A 16,712-nucleotide genomic window follows, 5' to 3' on the forward strand; every position below is an offset into this window, starting at 1 on the left:
AGCCTTATTCCTTGGGGAATTCCAGTCCCATTTCCCTGTAGCGGTCGGGATCGTCGCCCCAGTTCTCGCGCACCTTGACGAACAGGAACAGATGCACAGGCACGCCCATGATCTCGGCGATCTCCTTGCGCGAATCTGCGCCGATTGCCTTGATTGTAGCACCGCCCTTGCCGAGCACGATCTTGCGCTGGCTTTCGCGCTCGACAAAAATCGTTTGCTCGATCCGGATCGAGCCGTCCTTGCGATCGGTCCAGCTATCGGTCTCGACCGTCGATTGATACGGTAGTTCCTGATGCAGGTGGCCGTAAATCTTCTCCCGCGTGATCTCGGCCGCCAGATGCCGCATCGGAGCATCCGACATCTGGTCCTCGGGATAAAGGAACGGCCCCTCCGGCACCATCTTCGCGAGCGTCGCGCGCAAATCGGCGACGCCGTCGCCCGACAACGCGGAGATCATGAAGGTGTGCTCGAAATGCATGCGCTCGTTGGCGGTCTGAGCCAGCGCCAACAGTTTTTCGCGCGGCACCAGGTCGATCTTGTTCAACACCAGGATCTTCGGATGCGACACGGACTCCAGCTTCGCCAGGATCGCGTTGGCCTCCTCGTCGAGGCCGGACCGGGCATCGAACAGCACGCAGACGAGGTCGGCGTCATGGGCGCCGCTCCAGGCGGTCGACACCATGGCGCGGTCGAGCCGGCGCTTCGGCGCAAAAATGCCGGGCGTGTCGACCAGGATGATCTGTGCATTGCCTTCGATCACGATGCCGCGGATCAGCGCACGTGTGGTCTGCACCTTGCGCGAAACGATAGTGACCTTGGAGCCGACCAGCGCATTGACCAGCGTCGACTTGCCGACATTGGGGGCGCCGATCAGCGCGACGAAACCGCAGCGCGTCGCGGCCGCCTGCTCGTTCGTCTCGTCAGTCATTGCTGCCGACACCTTCACGCGCGATCATGGCCGATGCCGCCGCCTTCTCGGCCGCGCGCTTGTTGCCGCCGAGACCTTCAGCCGGCGCCAGTCCCGGCAGTTCGACGGCGACGCGGAATTGCGGATCGTGATGTGGGCCGGTGCGCTCGATCTCGCGATAGACCGGTGTCGGCAGTCCCTTGCCCTGCGCCCACTCCTGCAGCACCGTCTTCGGGTCGCGCAGCGGGCGCCTGAGCTTGCGCATCCGCTCGGTCCAGTTGCGCTCGACGAATTGCCGGGCCGCCTCGTGCCCGCCATCGAGATAGATCGCGCCGATCACCGCCTCGCAGATGTCGCCGAGCACGGATTTGCGCAGCCGCGCCCCCTCGACCGCCTTCACCATGCCAAGCTTGATGTCGTCGAGCAGCCCGAGCGACTTGGCGACGTCGGCGCAGCTCTCCTTGCGCACGAGATCGGCGAGCCGCTTCGACAATTCGCCCTCGTCGGCGTTCGGGAACGCACGGAACAGCATGTCGGAGACAATCAGCCCGAGGACGTGATCGCCGAGGAATTCCAGCCGCTGGTAGCTGTCGGCGCGGTTGCGAGCCGCGGGCTTCAGCGCGGAGACGTGGGTGAACGCGGTGGTGAGCAACGCGGGATCGGAGAATTTGTAGCCAATGCGGGCCTCGGTCCCGGCAATGGCGGCCTTCTCCTCAGCCGCCCTGGCGGCCTTGCTGCGCCGCTTCCTGGGCGCGGCGCGGGCGCTGGCGTCAGGCTTCTCGCTCGGCTCGCCAAGCGTCGGTTGGTCCTTGATGGCGGGCGTCTCGTCGTTCATCGCACGATGGTGAATAGGCGATGCCATCGCACCGCGAACGGCCACCGCCAGAACATCCAGGCGTGCTCGCCCTCAGCGATCGAGAAAAAGATCATCTGGGCTCGTCCAATGATGTTCTCGAACGGAACGTAGCCGACCTGTGTCAGGAACCGGCTGTCAGTGGAATTGTCGCGGTTGTCGCCCATCATGAAGAAATGCCCGGGCGGAACGGTGTAGACGATGGTGTTATCCATATAGCCGTTGTCGGTGCAGTCGAGCGTCTCATAGCTGACGCCGTTGGGCAGCGTCTCCTTCCAGCGTTTGACGCGAGCCGTCGCATCCGAGCCGCAAGGATCCTCGCCAATGAAATCGCTCAACCGCTCGCGCTCGACCGGCTTGTCGTTGATGTAAAGCAACCCGTTCCTGACCTCTATACGGTCGCCCGGCAACCCGATCACGCGCTTGATATAGTCGGTGGAGTCGTCTCGTGGCAGACGAAACACCAAGATATCGCCGCGGTTCGGCTCGGAGCCGAAGATGCGGCCCGAGAGCAGATTGGGCGAGAATGGAATGGAGTAATGGCTATAGCCGTACGAATATTTCGAAACGAAGAGATAGTCGCCGACCAGCAGCGTTGCCTTCATCGATCCCGAGGGGATGTTGAAGGGCTGGAACAGGAAAGTTCGAATCACGAGCGCGATTAGAAGAGCGTGGATGATGACACGGATGGTTTCACCCAAGCCACTCTCAGATTTGGTCCCGGTGGTCACGCTCATTGCTTTCCCAATTCCCGCAGGCCCGACGCCCGCGCGGTGGCAGAACGTTTTCTTCACGCGAAGCGTTCGGCCCTCGCGCGAGGAAAATGGCCTTGATTCTGATCTTGAGGGCAAATCCCGGCGCAAACCCGAATTCGCGTCTCGCTCGATGTTAACCTAGCGGCGCTTTTAGACGGTTGTTCGCGGGTGCGCAATCAATCGCCGTAAAAAAACTTCTTAATTCATTGAAATGTCAATGATTTTCAGTTTTGTAGGGATCTGCAGGCAGGTCGCACGCTACGCCGCATCATTTGCCGGGGGCAACCGCCGAAATTATGACGAAAGCCTGCGCCAGCGGCCAATCGTCGGTGATCGAGAGATCGATCCGCGCCTCCATGCCATCGGGCGTCAGTTCCTTCAATCGCGTCAGCGCCCCGCCGGTCAACTGCATGGTCGGCCGGCCACCCGGCAGGTTCACCACCCCCATGTCCTTCCACCACACGCCCTGACGGATGCCGGTGCCGAGCGCCTTGGAACAGGCCTCCTTCGCCGCAAAGCGCTTGGCGTAGGTGGCGACCACCATCCTCTCGCTGTTGGCGCGGAGCATCGCCTTCGCCCGCTCCGTATCGGTATAGATGCGCTCGAGAAACCGCTCGCCGTGCCGCTCGATCACCTTGGCGATCCGCGTGATGTCGATCAGGTCCGAGCCGATGCCGATGATCATGTGCCGACCGCGCCTTCCGCCTTTGCGCGGCCACGGTCCATCGCCTCCCGCATGGTGCGCACGGTTTCGGCGATGCCGACGAACAGCGCCTCACCCATCATGAAGTAGCCGATGTTGAGCTCGCGGATCTCCGGCAGCGTCGCGATCGTTTCTGCCGTCGCATAGTCGAGTCCATGTCCGGCATGGACTTCAAGCCCGGCGGCATGGGCCAATCTCGCGCCCTCGACGATGCGTTTCCACTCGGCCTCCGCCTTGTCCTTGTGGCCGTCGACCACCGCGTCGCACCAGCCGCCGGTATGGAGCTCGATCACCGGCGCCTTCAGCTTCGCCGCCGTCTCGATCTGCCGGGGATCGGCGGCGATGAACAGCGACACCCGAATGCCGGCATCGCCCAGTCGGGCGATGAACGGCGCCAGCACGTTGTGGAGGCCTGCCACGTCGAGGCCACCTTCGGTGGTGAGTTCCTGACGTCGCTCCGGCACCAGGCACACCGCATGCGGCTTTGTGGCGAGCGAAATCCGCAGCATGTCGTCGGTCGCCGCCATCTCGAAATTCAGGGGCTTCGAAATCTCGGCCTTCAGCCGCGCCATGTCCTCGTCGCGGATGTGGCGGCGATCCTCCCGCAGATGCGCGGTGATGCCGTCGGCGCCGGCCGCAATCGCGGCAAGCGCCAGACGCACCGGATCGGGCCGCACACCGGCCCGCGCGTTGCGCAGGGTCGCGACATGATCGACATTGACGCCGAGGCGAAGCGGAGGAGCCTTGAACATTCTTCTGACCTGCCAATCCAAGCCGTCAAGCGCGGGCTTGACCCGCCCATCAATCATTCTTGAAAATTGGGTTGCCGGGTCAAGCCCGGCAATGACGAGAATCTACCCATTGACGCGCTCGACCCGTGCGACCACGGCCTTGGCACGCAGCTGGGCGATGATGGCGCTGAGATGCTTGAGATCATAGACCTCGAGATCGATGGTCAGTTCCGTGAAGTCCGGTGAGCGGCGCGACATATGGATATTGTCGATATTGCCGTCATGCTCGGCGATCACGGTCGCGATCTGGGCGAGGCTGCCGGGCTCGTTGACATTGTGGACCAGGATGCGTGCAGGAAAACGTTGCGGCATCGTCTCGTCGATGTCCCAGCGCACGTCGAGCCAGCGCTCCGGCTCCTCCTCAAAGTCCTTCAGCGCCGGCGACTGGATCGGATAGATCGTGATTCCCTCACCCGGCGTCACGATGCCGACGATGCGATCGCCCGGCACTGCGCCGCCATTGGGCGCGAATTTCACCGGCAGGTCGGAATTGATGCCGCGCACGGGGATCACCGAGGCGGCGCGCGCCGGATGCGGCTGCGACTGGGTCTTCAGCTTGGCGGCGAGGCCCTTCGTCGTGCCATAGCGCACCAGCCGCTCCTCCTTGTAGTCGGGATACATCGCCCGCGCGACGTCAGAGGCCTTTATTTCGCCGCGCCCGACCGAGGCCATCACGTCCTCGATCGAGGTGCGCGCCAGCCGCGGCAGCGCGCCCTTCAGCTTGTCGTCCGCATATTCGATCTTGGCGCGGGCAAACAGGCGGTCGACGATGCGGCGGCCCAGGCCGGCATACTGGTCACGCACCGCGTTGCGAGTGGCGCGCCGGATCGCCGCGCGGGCCTTGCCGGTGACTGCAAGCGCCTCCCAGGCCGAAGGCGGCGCCGACTGCGCCTTCGAGGTCAGGACCTCGACCTCATCGCCGTTCTGCAGTTCGGACGACAGCGGAGCGAACTTGCCGTTGATCTTGCATCCGACCGCGCTGTTACCGACGTCGGTATGCACCGCATAAGCGAAATCGATCACGTTGGCCTGGCGCGGCAGCGCGATCAGCTTGCCCTTCGGCGTGAAGCAGAACACCTGATCATGGAACAGTTCGAGCTTGGTGTGCTCCAGAAATTCTTCCGGGTTGGCGCTGTCGGACAGGATCCCGATCGTGTGGCGCAGCCAGGCGAACGCATTGGATTCGTGCTTCAGCCGCTCGTTCGGCGAGCCCATCCCTTCCTTGTAGAAGGCGTGCGCCGCGATGCCGAATTCGGCTATCTGGTTCATGTCCTCGGTGCGGATCTGCAGCTCGACGCGCTGTTTACCGGGGCCGATCACGGTGGTGTGAATCGAGCGGTAGTCGTTCTGCTTGGGTGTCGAGATGTAGTCCTTGAACCGGCCCGGCACGACCGGCCAGGTCGTGTGGACGACACCGAGCGCGCGGTAGCAGGCGCCGACGTCGTCGAGGATGACACGGAAGCCGTAGATGTCCGACAATTGCTCGAAGCCGATCGACTTGCGCTCCATCTTGTTCCAGATCGAAAACGGCTGTTTGCGGCGACCGAACACGCGCGCCGTGATGCCGTTCTTCAGCAGGTTCTTCGAGAGCTGGGTTTCGATCTCTCCGATCAGGTTGCGGTTGCGGTCGGCCAGCGTATCGAGGCGCTGCTTGACCACCGCATAGGCCTCCGGGTCGAGCACGAAGAAGGAAAGGTCCTCCAGCTCCTCGCGCATTTCCTGCATGCCCATGCGGCCGGCAAGCGGCGCGTAGATGTCGAGCGTCTCCTCGGCGATGCGGCGGCGCGAAGCCGGCGGCACGAATTCCAGCGTGCGCATGTTGTGCAGACGGTCGGCAAGCTTGATCAGAAGCACGCGGACGTCGTCGGCGATCGCCAGCAGGAGCTTGCGCAAATTCTCGGCCTGCTTGGCCTCGCGCGAGACGAGCTCGAGCCGTTTCAGCTTGGTCAGGCCCTCGACCAGGGCCCCGATCTCATGGCCGAAAATATGATCGATCTCCGCACGCGTCGCCTCGGTGTCCTCGATCGTATCGTGCAGCAGGGCCGCAACGATCGTAGCGTCGTCGAGCTTGAGGTTGGTGAGGATCGCCGCGACCTCGAGCGGGTGCGAGAAATAGGGATCGCCTGAAGCGCGGGTCTGCGCGCCATGCGCCTTCATGGCGTAGACGTAGGCGCGGTTGAGCAAATCCTCGTTGGTATCCGGATTGTAGGAACGGACGCGCTCGACAAGGTCGTACTGCCGCATCATCCGCGCCCGCGGCTTCGCCGGCTTCTCCGCTGGGGATGACGCCGGCGCCACCGCGACCGTTTCGGTCGCAGCCTGCATCTGGCTGGAACTGCGGCGCCGATACGCCATTGCCTCAATGCCCTCCGTGCGGGCCGGAACCGGCCATCCCTTCACAATCTAGTGCGCTTTCGATGCAAGCTGCACCCCTGCGCGGGGCACCGGACCGTTCAATTTCCCGCGTCCCCCTAGGACGCATCGTAACCGCAAAATTGTCAACAAAAGCAAAGGCCCGGAACGATGTCCGGGCCTTGAATCAATTTCTGCTGGGAGCGTAGCCGCAAATCCCGGGTCACTCGTCTTCCTCGGGCTGCTCTTCCGGCGGCGCCAAGCCTTCGAGCCCCTTGAGCAGCTCTTCCTCGGTCATGCGTTCGACCGCAACCTCGGTGTCGTCGGCATCGACGCTGGCACCCGCGGAACCAATCAGTGGCACCGTGTCGGGTTCGGGCTCGTCCACCTCGACGAACTTTTGCAAGGAATGCACGAGTTCCTCGCGCAGGTCTTCCGGCGAAATCGTGGAGTCGGCGATCTCGCGCAGCGACACGACCGGATTCTTGTCGTTGTCGCGATCAACCGTGAGTTGCGAGCCTGAAGAGATCATGCGGGCGCGGTGCGCGGCCAACAGAACGAGGTCGAAGCGGTTGTCGACCTTATCAATGCAATCTTCAACGGTGACGCGAGCCATTTCGAGGCGCTCCGTGGTAGAAGGGACCAAATATGCTGGTTATGAGGGTTAGTTATAGCGGCCGCAGGCCTTTCGCAAGGCAAAATTTGTGATTTGCCTTCCAGGCAGGCTCTGCTACCCCCCTGCGCCAGGGCCAGTAAGGCCGGAGTGTCTGACGACATGTCCTCGTTGCTGTCTCGGACAGGTAAATCTCTGCATTGCGATGTCAAAAGTCTAGGCTTTTTGCCCTCGCGTCACCATAATTGCGGTGGTGACTGTCGTGGGGAAGATTCACCGAACTTTAGGCAGCACGGCTGGAAATTGCGCGCGGTCTGTCGCCGCTGCGCTAAGAACGCTAACAACCACACGAGAACACTTTGATGTCGTCACCAGTTTCCAACAAGATCGCGCTCTTCATCGACGGAGCCAATCTTTACGCAACCGCAAAAACGCTCGGCTTCGACATCGACTACAAGCGCCTTCTCAAGGAATTCCAGGGCCGCGGCACGCTGCTGCGCGCGTTCTATTACACGGCGATCATCGAGGACCAGGAGTATTCGTCGATCCGTCCGCTGATCGATTGGCTCGACTACAACGGCTACACCGTCGTCACCAAGGCGACCAAGGAATTCATCGATGCGAGCGGCCGCCGCAAGGTGAAGGGCAACATGGACATCGAGCTCGCCGTCGACGCCATGGAGCTCGCCGAGCACATCGACCAGATGATCCTGTTCTCCGGCGACGGCGACTTCCGCTCTCTGGTGGAGGCCGTGCAGCGCCGCGGCGTTCGCGTCACCGTGATCTCCACCATCGCCAGCCAGCCGCCAATGATCGCCGACGAGTTGCGCCGCCAGGCCGATGTTTTCACGGACCTTGTGGAGCTGCAATCCAAGCTTGGCCGCGATCCCTCCGAGCGACCGGCCCCGCGCGAGCCGCGCCATCACTCCCCGCAATTTCTCCAGCGCGCGACCACCATGGCGCCCCGGGGGGGCGATGACGATTTCGACGAGTAGCCTCGTCCCCGCAGCCGCCAGACCCGATCGCAATTGCCCGCTCTGCCCAAGGTTGGCTGATTTCCGCGCTCAGGCGCGCGCGAGAGAGCCGGACTGGTTCAATTCGCCGGTGGATTCGTTTGGCGACGCCAATGCGCGGCTTTTGATCGTTGGGCTCGCGCCAGGACTTCAAGGCGCCAATCGCACCGGCCGTCCTTTCACCGGCGACTATGCGGGCGACCTCCTCTATGCCACCCTGCTGGAATACGGCTTTGCCAGCGGCACCTATCGGGCGCGGCCCGACGATGGATTGCAGCTGGTCGATTGCCGGATCAGCAATGCGGTGCGTTGCGTGCCGCCGCAGAACAAGCCGCTGCCGGCGGAGATCAACACCTGCCGGCAGTTCCTGGGCGCCACCATTGCCTCCATGCCGAAGCTCAGTGCAATGGTCCTGCTCGGCCGGATCGCGCACGAATCAACTTTGAAGGCGCTCGGCCTTCGCCTCGCAGCCGCGCCCTTTGCGCACGGTGCCGTGCATATGGCGAACAGCGGGATCAAGCTCTACGACAGCTATCACTGCTCGCGCTACAATACGAACACGGGCGTGCTCACGGCCGACATGTTCCGCAATGTGTTCGCGACCGTGCGCAAGGATCTCAATAGAGCGTGATGCGCTAGGTTTTCTGTGGATGGGTCTTCAGCCATTCCAGCACGTCGCCGGCGTTCCTGTCGGGCGGAAACACGGGATAGAACAAATGCGTGATCCGCGCGTCGTCGATGATCAGCGCAAGCCGCTTGATCAACGTCTGACCTGCGACCGACATCGTCGGCAGGTTTAGCGCACGCGTGAGTTGTAGCGCCTCGTCGGACAGCACCGGAAACGGCAGATGCAGCCGCGAGGCCATTTCGGTCTGGTAGGCATTGCTCTGCGTCGACAGGCCGAACACGTGGTTCACGCCGGCCGCCTTGAGCTCGGAGAACAGGTCGCGAAACGAGCAGGTCTGCGGGGTGCAGCCGCGCGCGCCCGGGATCAGATCCCAATCGTCGACCAGCCCGATCTTGCCGGGCTCGCCGGTTCGCGGATAGGCGAATAGCACGGTGCGGCCCTCGAGCGTCGCCAGCGCCACCGATGTATCATTGGTCGCGCGCAGCGAGACGTTCGGGATCGTCATGCCGGCCAGGTGCGCCGCACCACCATCGTCGACCGGGGCCGGAATCTTGCTCCAGTCGACGTCGAGGAGATTCGGTTGGGCCATGTCACGCTCCTTGATGATGCGAATAGCGAGTGGCGAATAGCGACTGGAAGAGCCGGGATGAACCCGTTCTGCTGCTCCGCTCACAGCTCGCCATTCGCCCTCTCATCCTCGCGCCCGCATCAGGCGGCCCTTCTCGCGGCCCCAGTCGCGCTTCTTCACCGTCTCGCGCTTGTCGTGGAGCTTCTTGCCCTTGGCGACAGCGAGCAGCAGCTTGGCACGGCCGCGCTCGTTGAAGTAGAGCTTGAGCGGAATGAGCGTCATGCCCTCGCGGTCGACGGCGCCCAGCAATTTGTTGATCTGCTTGCGATGCAGCAAGAGCTTCCGCGGCCGCTTCGGCTCGTGATTGAAGCGGTTAGCCTGCAGATATTCCGGAATGTTGGCGTTGATCAGCCAGAGCTCGCCGTTCTTGGAATCCGCATAGGATTCCGCGATCGTGCTCTTGCCGCTGCGGATCGACTTCACCTCGGTGCCCGTCAGCGAGATGCCGGCCTCTATCGTATCCTCGATCGCATAGTTGAAGCGGGCCTTGCGGTTCTCGGCGACAACCTTGATGGGGCGTTCGTTCTTTTCGGCAGCCACTTTAGCTCTTCTTGAGGAGGTCTCGGATTTCCGTCAGAAGCTCGGCCTCGCGGGTCGGCTTCGGAGGTGTCGCGGGCGCGACCTCTTCCTTGCGCTTGAACTGGTTCATGGCGCGAATGACCATGAACAGCACGAAGGCGACGATCAGGAAGTTGAGCGTCAGCGTCAGGAAGTTGCCCCAGGCCAGCACGGCGCCCTGCTTCTTGGCGTCGGCGAGGTTGCTGGCGGTCACCGACTTCGCGAGCGGCGTAAAGTAGTTGGAGAAGTCGAGACCACCGGTGATCGCGCCGATGACGGGCATGATGATGTCGCCGACGAGCGAGGTCACGATGCCGCCGAAGGCCGCGCCGATGATGACGCCGACCGCGAGATCGACGACGTTGCCCTTCATCGCGAATTCGCGAAACTCCTTCAGCATGCCCATTCCCCTCTCTTCGAGGTTCCGCACCGGATCGTTCATGGCAGTCACCGGCAGGCTCAGTTGATCAGGCCGGCATGAACCATGGCGCTGCGCACGGCAGCGCGCGTTGACTCGGCGACGGGCACCATGGGCAGGCGCAGCTTCTCGTCCATCTTGCCGAGCAGCGACATCGCGTATTTGATCGGCGCCGGATTGCTCTCGATGAAGAGGTTGGTGTGCAGCGGCATCAACTTGTCGTGGATCCGCAACGCCGCGGTCACGTCGCCCTTCTGCCAGGCGGCCTGGAATTCCGAGCACAGCCGCGGCGCGACGTTCGAGGTCACCGAGATGCAACCATGGCCGCCATGCGCCATATAGCCGAGGATCGTCGCGTCCTCGCCGGACAGTTGATTGAAGTCCTCGCCCATCGCCGCGCGCTGCTGCGAGACCCGCACCATGCTGGCGGTTGCGTCCTTGACGCCGGCGATGTTCTTCAGTTCGAACAGCCGCTTCATGGTGTCGACCGACATGTCGATCACCGAACGCGGCGGGATATTGTAGATGATGATCGGAATGCCGATCGCATCGTTGATCGCCTTGAAGTGCTGGTACATGCCTTCCTGGGTCGGCTTGTTGTAATAGGGCGTCACGATCAGCACCGCTTGCGCGCCCGCTTTCTCGGCATGCTCGGACAGTTCAATCGCCTCCTTGGTGGAGTTCGAGCCGGCGCCGGCGATCACGGGCACCCTGCCCTTGGCCTCCTCGATGCACCACTCGACCACTTTCTTGTGCTCGTCATGGCTGAGCGTCGGGCTCTCGCCGGTCGTGCCGACCGGCACAAGGCCATGCGTGCCTTCGGCGATCTGCCAGTTCACGAGGCTGCGGAAGGCCGCTTCGTCGACCGAGCCGTTCTTGAAGGGCGTGACCAAGGCGGTGAAAGAACCCCGGAATTTTGTCTTGGCTGCCATGGATTTCCTCCAAACGCTTTGGGCTTGCGGCTTGGCTGCCGGGCTCGGATTTGACGCGTTTCTCGCCGGAGCCAATAACCGGCCCATGCGAAAACGCCATGAAAGACGATTCATATCGGGTCTGGCAGGCGGGTGAAAGGCCGCGCCGTAGCCATCCAGCCGCGATTTTGCCGTGGTGCTGGCGCAAACAGCCGCACCAGCGACGTTTTTTAGCATTTTGTCCACATATTCAATCGAATAAGGCTCGAGCGATCCAATGATTCGCCGCCGCAGAGGACTTCCGTGATCCGTTCCGCCCGCGCAGCCGCATTGCGAACCACGGTGCTGGCGACGAGCCTGGCGCTGTCTGGTCTCGCAACGGACGCTTGGGCTGACGCCAAAGTTCCATTACCGAAGCCAAGGCCGATTGCCCGTGGCGTGGTTCCCAAAACGGCCCCTGCGTCCGCGGCCGCCGGCAGGACCGTACCGGCAGCCGCGGCGAAGGCTGCGCCGACCGTGGCGACAGCGCCGGCCACCCCTGCCGCGCCCGCATTGGTCCCGGCAACCCGCCAGCATGCGGTGCCGGCTGTGCGCAAGCCGGTCACCCCGGCGGCAGTGGCCGCGACCTCGTCGACCTCGCAAGAGGACAAGAGCGCGCTCGAAAATGTCATCGAGCTCCTGCGCAAGCGCAGACCGGCAGACGCCACGCAGGTCGAAGCCTCGATCTCCGATCCGGTCGCGCGCAAGCTCGCCGAATGGCTGATCCTGCGCAGCGATGACAACGGCGCATCCGTCGAGCGCTATCGCGCATTCCTCAATGCCAATCCGAGTTGGCCATCGCAGATTTTCCTGCGCCGCCGGATCGAGGCCGCGCTATGGGACGACCGCCGCGATGATTCCGCGGTCTGGTCCTGGTTTGAAAATGAATCGCCAGTTTCCGCCAAGGGCCGCTTCGCGCTGGCGAAGGCGATGATCGCACGCGGCGATCGCGCCAATGCCGAGCGGCTTGTGCGCGAAGCCTGGCGCACCGACCCGATGAGCGAGGACACCGAGACGGCTGCTCTCGATCTGTTCGGATCCTTTCTCACCGGCGGCGACCACAAGGCGCGCATGGACACGATGCTCTACGGCACCGAGCAGGAAGCCGCAGGGATGCGCGCGGCAAAACGCCTGGGCTCGGGCTATGTGGCGCTGGCAAAAGCGCGCATCGCCGCCAACCGCAAGGCATCGAACCTGCGCGCGCTGCTCGAAGCGGTGCCGCGCGAGTTGTCTGGCGACACCAGCTATCTCTTCGCCAAAATCCAGCTGCTGCGCCGCGAGGAAAAATTCGCGGAAGCCGCGCAATCGATGGTGGGCGCGCCGAAGGAGGCCGCGCGCCTCTTCAATGTCGACGAATGGTGGATCGAGCGCAGGCTGCTGGCACGCAAGATGATCGACGCCGGCGAATACCGCACCGCCTATCTGATCGCGCGCGATGCCGCCCTGCCCGCGCGCGACATCTACAAGACCGAGCAGGAATTCACCGCGGGCTGGATCGCGCTGCGTTTCCTCAACGATCCCGCATTGGCCGCGCAGCATTTCGCGCGGATCGGCGTCGGCAGCGCCAACCCCACGGCGCTGGCGCGTGCCGGCTACTGGCAGGGCCGCGCGGCCGAAGCTGCCGGCCGCAGCCAGGAGGCGCGTGCCGCCTACGCGCGCGCCGCCGAGCAGTCGACGAGCTATTATGGCCAGCTCGCACGCGCCAAGCTCGGCTTGCCGCAGATCGAGCTCAACGGCGTGCCCCGCGGCCGCGGCGCCGAACGGCTGGAGATCGTGCGCGCGGTGGCGCTATTGTACGAACTCGACGAGCGTGAGCTTGCGATCCCGATCTTCGGCGACATGGGCGACAATGGTGACCCGGAGGCACTCGCCGGACTTGGCGAATTGACTGCGCGCCATGGCGATGCGCGCGGCATGCTGCTGATGGGTAAGGCCGCGCTCAATCGCGGCCTGCCGTTCGATCACTATGCCTATCCCGTCAATGGCATTCCGTCATTCAGACAGGTCGGGCCGGAGGTCGAGCAGAGCATCGTCTACGCCATCGCGCGCCAGGAGAGCGCATTCAACCCCGCAGTGGTGTCGCCGGCGCAGGCCTACGGCCTGATGCAGGTGACGCCTGAAGCCGGCCGCTACGTCTGCAAGCGCGCCGGCATCGGCTTCGACCTCAACCGCATGAAGACCGATCCGATCTACAACGCGACGCTCGGGGCGGCTGAGCTCGGCGGCCTGCTCGAGGACTATCGCGGCTCCTACATCCTAACCTTCGCCGCCTACAATGCCGGCCGCGGCAGCGTGAAGAAGTGGATCGAGCGCTACGGCGATCCGCGCGATCCGAAGGTCGACGCCGTCGACTGGGTCGAGCTCATTCCGTTCTCGGAGACGCGGAACTACGTGCAGCGGATCATGGAGAACCTGCAGGTCTACCGTGCCCGCTTCGGCGGCGGCACCAGGCTTCACATCGAGGCCGACCTGCGCCGAGGCGCCAGCGTGGAATGAGCCGCGGCTCACGTTTTTTCAACCGTGGTCCGACCGGGCTCGCCTGATTAGACCAAAATTCGATGCAAGCCATTGTCAGGAAAGCAGTTTCTTGTCGAGGAGCTGATCGGGGCGACCGATTGCGGTCAAAAACCACCATAATATAATGAGTGTGGTCTCTTGCCGGCCGACTTGGCGGCCCGGCCGCCTCAAATCACCAACCGCATTTTGAATCTGCCGCTTGCGGCTCAGCGCCCTCTCGGGCATATCGGCGGCATTGGAGACGTGGCCGAGTGGCTGAAGGCGGCGGTTTGCTAAACCGTTATAGGCTTGTAAAGGCCTATCGAGGGTTCGAATCCCTCCGTCTCCGCCAATCAATCTTTTCAATGACTTAGGGCGAAGATTCGCCCCGCGGACGTCCCCGCGGGTTCCGCGGATGGCGCCAATCCTGGCGGTTTGCGTCGGCACAAAAGTCGGCACAGTGCGTTTCGCTTCCGTTCGCGCTACGATCCGCGACTGCATGGCCCCGAAATATCATCCCACACTGCTATCCAGAGGCGACCGCAAGGCGCTGGCAAAAACGCCAGAAGTCGTCGAGACCTCTGGTGGCTAAGAACATCGTCGTCTTTTCCGATGGTACTGGCCAGGATGGCGGCGCGCGCCCCGAGCAGCGCATTAGTAACATCTACAAGATGTACCGCATCTCGCGAGATCACGCTGAGACGGCGATCGATCCAACACAGCAAGTCGCTTTTTATGACGCGGGACTGGGGACAGACATAGGCGCCACCGCGATCACTGCGCCGATTCGCTTCGTGCAAAAATTGCTCGGCTCTGTTGCCGGCGCGGGCATCAAACGCAACATCGCTGACTGCTACGAGTTCATCGTCAATCACTATGAAGAAGGCGACAGGATATTTCTGTTTGGCTTCAGTCGCGGTGCCTACACGGTGCGGAGCTTGGCTAACTTGCTGATGCTCTGCGGTGTGCCAACGAAGACACCCGGCGGGCCGCTGATGCGGTATCGCAAAGCCGTCAGAGACATCGCCTGGGAGGCTGTCGATACCGTGCTGGAACACGGCGCCGGCCACCCCCGCGAGGAATTCGAGGCAGAAAGACTCGAGCTGGCTCGACGCTTTCAGGATAAATATGGGTCAGGCGACGGCTCCAACTCCAACGCGGCTCCCTACTTCATTGGCGTGTTTGACACTGTTGCGGCGCTCGGCGCGCGCGGACCGAGGCGGCGTCTGATCCAGATTGGATTGACATTCGCTGTGGCCTCTGCGGCATTCTTCGCGTCCCTGGTACCCGCGGCGATAATTGGTGCAGCTGCAGTCATCTACTCGGGCGCCGGCCTGCTCTGGGGCTTCATCGTACCCGCCTGGTTCGTGACCCAGATTGCAATGCTGGTTGCCATCATCTGGTTTTGGAGAGAACAGCGCGCCGCCACCCGCAAGACTATCTACGACTTTCCCAACAAAGGAGATCCTCCGCGCTCTCATTACGCCGAATGGAAGGGCGAGAATTTCGACCGGCTGCTGAGCAAGCACGTCCACTTTGCTCGCGCGGCGAATGCGATCGATGAGACCCGCAAGGACTTCAGGCGTGTCGCCTGGGGCGGCACCGAGAAGCCGATCAACGAACCTCCTCCGGGGATCGAGCGGCTCATCCAACTATGGTTCGCCGGCAACCATTCTGACGTGGGCGGATCGTACCCAGAAACAGAGTCACGGCTTTCCGACGCTGCACTGGCGTGGATGTTGGAGCAAGCGATCGGAGTTCCGGAGGGACTAAACACGGGGCCCATCTACGTCGATGGCGTCAAAATGCCGGGCACCGGCAATGCAGGCTCCGCACTCAACATTTATCCGCGAGCGGACGGCGCTCAACATTGCGAGGTCGCCGGCATGCGCGATACGCTTGATGGCTACGCCGTTAAACTGCCCAAATGGAAATGGCTCCAAAGCCATATTGCTCGTTTGAATTGGGAGGTCGAGGTGCGCAGCATCACCCACGATGCTCCCGTCCATCCCACCGTGGCAAACCGCTTTGAACTTCCAGAAGTCACCCAGTGCGCTGTCACGGGCCCCTACCGGCCCGAAGCTCTTCGACTGCACGATACATTCAAGCGGTTCTACTCGGGCAGTTGATCTTCAAGATCCTGAATCCCGGCTGGCCAGATGGCAAAAACCATTTGCGCCGTCGGGCAAATCAGTGGTCTACAAGTGATCGGCGACGGGCTCCCACGAGGAGCATAGTGCATGCCTGACCGATCGAGCGAATTGGTCGCGATATCGAAACTGAACGGCGACTTTCGGAGGAACTACGGGAAACTTATCGGAGCCTTTCTCTATCTGCGTTCAATCAGTGCCACGCGTGGTCGCTCCTTCGCTTGGCTAAGCATGGTCCTGGCAGCCGGCACATGCGCGCTGCCATTCTTCCAGAGATATGGCCTGTCTTGGCTTTGCGGACATTAGCTGACGATCGAGGCGACTTTAGCCGCTCGCGTTGCACGTCGCTGGAGTGCATTGACCATGGACAATTACCGCACCACCACACTGTTCTTGATCGCCGTGGTGTTCGCCGCAGCGGTCGCGGGCGCGTTCGTCGCCACACTTCTAAACGTCGACACGCGCGTCGTCAGTAACGACGTCCCGGCGGGAACGACGGGGTTGGCTCGCCCCCATCCGCCACTTGATCGAGCTCCGGGGCAACCCATAGAGACGCCGCGCCAATGAGTGCAGCGTTGCCGCTTGTCTTCGAGGCGGAGGCGCCATGAAATTGTTGACGGAATACATTGAGCACGCGCTGCGGTTCGAACGTCTGGCTGCGGAGGAGCGCGACCCATCTGTCAAGGCACAGTTTCTCGAGCAGGCGAAGGAGTACCGGAAGCTGGCGGCTGAGCGCGCCGAGCGCTACGGTCTTCCGCCGCCGAGTCCTTCGCCATTCCCAGACGATGAACGTTAGTTGTGATCTGACAAACCCCTCAGCGGCCGAGCCGCTTCTCGACACGGTTGCGGCTATTGCCGGGTCGGTGTGCGAGCAACGCCCCGGCTCCTGGGATTTGG

At 62.7% G+C, this 16,712-nt stretch carries 17 protein-coding genes and 1 tRNA gene; 7 read left to right on the plus strand and 11 right to left on the minus strand.

Annotation, left to right across the window (positions count from 1 at the left end):
• Window positions 1-4 precede the first annotated feature (4 nt).
• The 7 genes from era to rpoZ all read right to left on the minus strand — a co-directional run bounded on the left by era (window position 5) and on the right by rpoZ (window position 6,977).
• Window positions 5-928, minus strand: a complete 924-nt coding sequence (era, locus tag JQ553_RS22140) for a GTPase Era (protein WP_212502136.1) — start codon at window positions 926-928, stop codon at window positions 5-7.
• Window positions 921-1,769, minus strand: coding sequence for a ribonuclease III (rnc, locus tag JQ553_RS22145; RefSeq protein WP_409363085.1), 849 nt, complete (start codon window positions 1,767-1,769; stop codon window positions 921-923). Before rnc ends, era begins: the two co-directional genes overlap by 8 nt.
• Window positions 1,739-2,497, minus strand: a complete 759-nt coding sequence (gene lepB / locus JQ553_RS22150; RefSeq protein ID WP_212502138.1) for a signal peptidase I — start codon at window positions 2,495-2,497, stop codon at window positions 1,739-1,741. The genes rnc and lepB overlap by 31 nt, the downstream gene beginning before the upstream one ends.
• Before the next feature lie 286 nt (window positions 2,498-2,783).
• The gene (gene acpS / locus JQ553_RS22155; protein ID WP_212502139.1) at window positions 2,784-3,200 is read right to left on the minus strand and encodes a holo-ACP synthase; all 417 of its coding nucleotides are present in this window, start codon (window positions 3,198-3,200) and stop codon (window positions 2,784-2,786) included.
• The gene (locus JQ553_RS22160) at window positions 3,197-3,970 is read right to left on the minus strand and encodes a pyridoxine 5'-phosphate synthase (protein ID WP_212502140.1); all 774 of its coding nucleotides are present in this window, start codon (window positions 3,968-3,970) and stop codon (window positions 3,197-3,199) included. The genes acpS and JQ553_RS22160 overlap by 4 nt, the downstream gene beginning before the upstream one ends.
• Before the next feature lie 102 nt (window positions 3,971-4,072).
• The gene (locus tag JQ553_RS22165) at window positions 4,073-6,364 is read right to left on the minus strand and encodes a bifunctional (p)ppGpp synthetase/guanosine-3',5'-bis(diphosphate) 3'-pyrophosphohydrolase (protein ID WP_212502141.1); all 2,292 of its coding nucleotides are present in this window, start codon (window positions 6,362-6,364) and stop codon (window positions 4,073-4,075) included.
• Between the two features lie 220 nt (window positions 6,365-6,584).
• On the minus strand, window positions 6,585-6,977 hold the full coding sequence (gene rpoZ, locus JQ553_RS22170) for a DNA-directed RNA polymerase subunit omega (protein WP_024512695.1): 393 nt from the start codon (window positions 6,975-6,977) through the stop codon (window positions 6,585-6,587).
• Window positions 6,978-7,336: 359 nt separating this feature from the next.
• Between rpoZ and JQ553_RS22175 the strand changes: the two genes are divergently transcribed.
• Window positions 7,337-7,969, plus strand: coding sequence for an NYN domain-containing protein (locus JQ553_RS22175; RefSeq protein ID WP_212502142.1), 633 nt, complete (start codon window positions 7,337-7,339; stop codon window positions 7,967-7,969).
• Window positions 7,950-8,618, plus strand: a complete 669-nt coding sequence (locus JQ553_RS22180) for a uracil-DNA glycosylase (protein WP_212502143.1) — start codon at window positions 7,950-7,952, stop codon at window positions 8,616-8,618. Before JQ553_RS22175 ends, JQ553_RS22180 begins: the two co-directional genes overlap by 20 nt.
• A gap of 4 nt (window positions 8,619-8,622) precedes the next feature.
• Here the strand turns inward: JQ553_RS22180 and JQ553_RS22185 are convergent, their stop codons facing one another.
• The 4 genes from JQ553_RS22185 to dapA form a co-directional block, all read right to left on the minus strand.
• Complete coding sequence (locus JQ553_RS22185) at window positions 8,623-9,204, minus strand: peroxiredoxin (protein WP_212502144.1); 582 nt, start codon at window positions 9,202-9,204, stop codon at window positions 8,623-8,625.
• A 102-nt stretch (window positions 9,205-9,306) separates the two neighbouring features.
• Window positions 9,307-9,783 (minus strand): SsrA-binding protein SmpB, encoded by a 477-nt coding sequence (gene smpB, locus JQ553_RS22190; protein ID WP_212502145.1) that lies wholly within the window; start codon window positions 9,781-9,783, stop codon window positions 9,307-9,309.
• Between the two features lies 1 nt (window position 9,784).
• Window positions 9,785-10,201, minus strand: coding sequence for a large conductance mechanosensitive channel protein MscL (gene mscL / locus JQ553_RS22195; RefSeq protein WP_212502403.1), 417 nt, complete (start codon window positions 10,199-10,201; stop codon window positions 9,785-9,787).
• A gap of 59 nt (window positions 10,202-10,260) precedes the next feature.
• On the minus strand, window positions 10,261-11,151 hold the full coding sequence (dapA, locus tag JQ553_RS22200; protein WP_212502146.1) for a 4-hydroxy-tetrahydrodipicolinate synthase: 891 nt from the start codon (window positions 11,149-11,151) through the stop codon (window positions 10,261-10,263).
• A gap of 282 nt (window positions 11,152-11,433) precedes the next feature.
• On the opposite strand from dapA, the gene JQ553_RS22205 reads away from it, so the two are divergent.
• The 5 genes from JQ553_RS22205 (at window position 11,434) to JQ553_RS22225 (ending at window position 16,611) form a co-directional block, all read left to right on the plus strand.
• Entirely contained in the window at window positions 11,434-13,665 is a 2,232-nt protein-coding gene (locus tag JQ553_RS22205) for a lytic transglycosylase domain-containing protein (protein WP_212502147.1), read from the plus strand.
• 258 nt (window positions 13,666-13,923) lie between these two features.
• Window positions 13,924-14,017: transfer RNA gene (locus JQ553_RS22210), tRNA-Ser, on the plus strand.
• Between the two features lie 232 nt (window positions 14,018-14,249).
• A complete protein-coding gene (locus tag JQ553_RS22215; protein ID WP_212502148.1) occupies window positions 14,250-15,794 on the plus strand; it encodes a DUF2235 domain-containing protein in 1,545 nt (514 codons plus the stop codon).
• Between the two features lie 384 nt (window positions 15,795-16,178).
• The gene (locus JQ553_RS22220; RefSeq protein WP_212502422.1) at window positions 16,179-16,382 is read left to right on the plus strand and encodes a hypothetical protein; all 204 of its coding nucleotides are present in this window, start codon (window positions 16,179-16,181) and stop codon (window positions 16,380-16,382) included.
• Between the two features lie 37 nt (window positions 16,383-16,419).
• Entirely contained in the window at window positions 16,420-16,611 is a 192-nt protein-coding gene (locus tag JQ553_RS22225) for a hypothetical protein (protein WP_212502149.1), read from the plus strand.
• Window positions 16,612-16,712: the final 101 nt, after the last annotated feature.

The sequence above is a fragment of the Bradyrhizobium lablabi genome (assembly GCF_018131005.1).
In the GTDB taxonomy this organism is placed as follows: Bacteria; Pseudomonadota; Alphaproteobacteria; order Rhizobiales; family Xanthobacteraceae; genus Bradyrhizobium; species Bradyrhizobium lablabi_D.

Bases quoted from the DNA above. Each gene is read 5' to 3' on its own strand.
- rnc (WP_409363085.1), bottom strand. From the start codon at position 1,769: ATGGCATCGCCTATTCACCATCGTGCGATGAACGACGAGACGCCCGCC.
- JQ553_RS22160 (WP_212502140.1), bottom strand. From the start codon at position 3,970: ATGTTCAAGGCTCCTCCGCTTCGCCTCGGCGTCAATGTCGATCATGTC.
- JQ553_RS22185 (WP_212502144.1), bottom strand. From the start codon at position 9,204: ATGGCCCAACCGAATCTCCTCGACGTCGACTGGAGCAAGATTCCGGCC.
- rpoZ (WP_024512695.1), bottom strand. From the start codon at position 6,977: ATGGCTCGCGTCACCGTTGAAGATTGCATTGATAAGGTCGACAACCGC.
- JQ553_RS22165 (WP_212502141.1), bottom strand. From the start codon at position 6,364: ATGGCGTATCGGCGCCGCAGTTCCAGCCAGATGCAGGCTGCGACCGAA.
- dapA (WP_212502146.1), bottom strand. From the start codon at position 11,151: ATGGCAGCCAAGACAAAATTCCGGGGTTCTTTCACCGCCTTGGTCACG.
- acpS (WP_212502139.1), bottom strand. From the start codon at position 3,200: ATGATCATCGGCATCGGCTCGGACCTGATCGACATCACGCGGATCGCC.
- mscL (WP_212502403.1), bottom strand. From the start codon at position 10,201: ATGCTGAAGGAGTTTCGCGAATTCGCGATGAAGGGCAACGTCGTCGAT.
- JQ553_RS22220 (WP_212502422.1), top strand. From the start codon at position 16,179: ATGGACAATTACCGCACCACCACACTGTTCTTGATCGCCGTGGTGTTC.
- JQ553_RS22175 (WP_212502142.1), top strand. From the start codon at position 7,337: ATGTCGTCACCAGTTTCCAACAAGATCGCGCTCTTCATCGACGGAGCC.
- lepB (WP_212502138.1), bottom strand. From the start codon at position 2,497: ATGAGCGTGACCACCGGGACCAAATCTGAGAGTGGCTTGGGTGAAACC.
- JQ553_RS22180 (WP_212502143.1), top strand. From the start codon at position 7,950: ATGACGATTTCGACGAGTAGCCTCGTCCCCGCAGCCGCCAGACCCGAT.
- JQ553_RS22225 (WP_212502149.1), top strand. From the start codon at position 16,420: ATGAAATTGTTGACGGAATACATTGAGCACGCGCTGCGGTTCGAACGT.
- era (WP_212502136.1), bottom strand. From the start codon at position 928: ATGACTGACGAGACGAACGAGCAGGCGGCCGCGACGCGCTGCGGTTTC.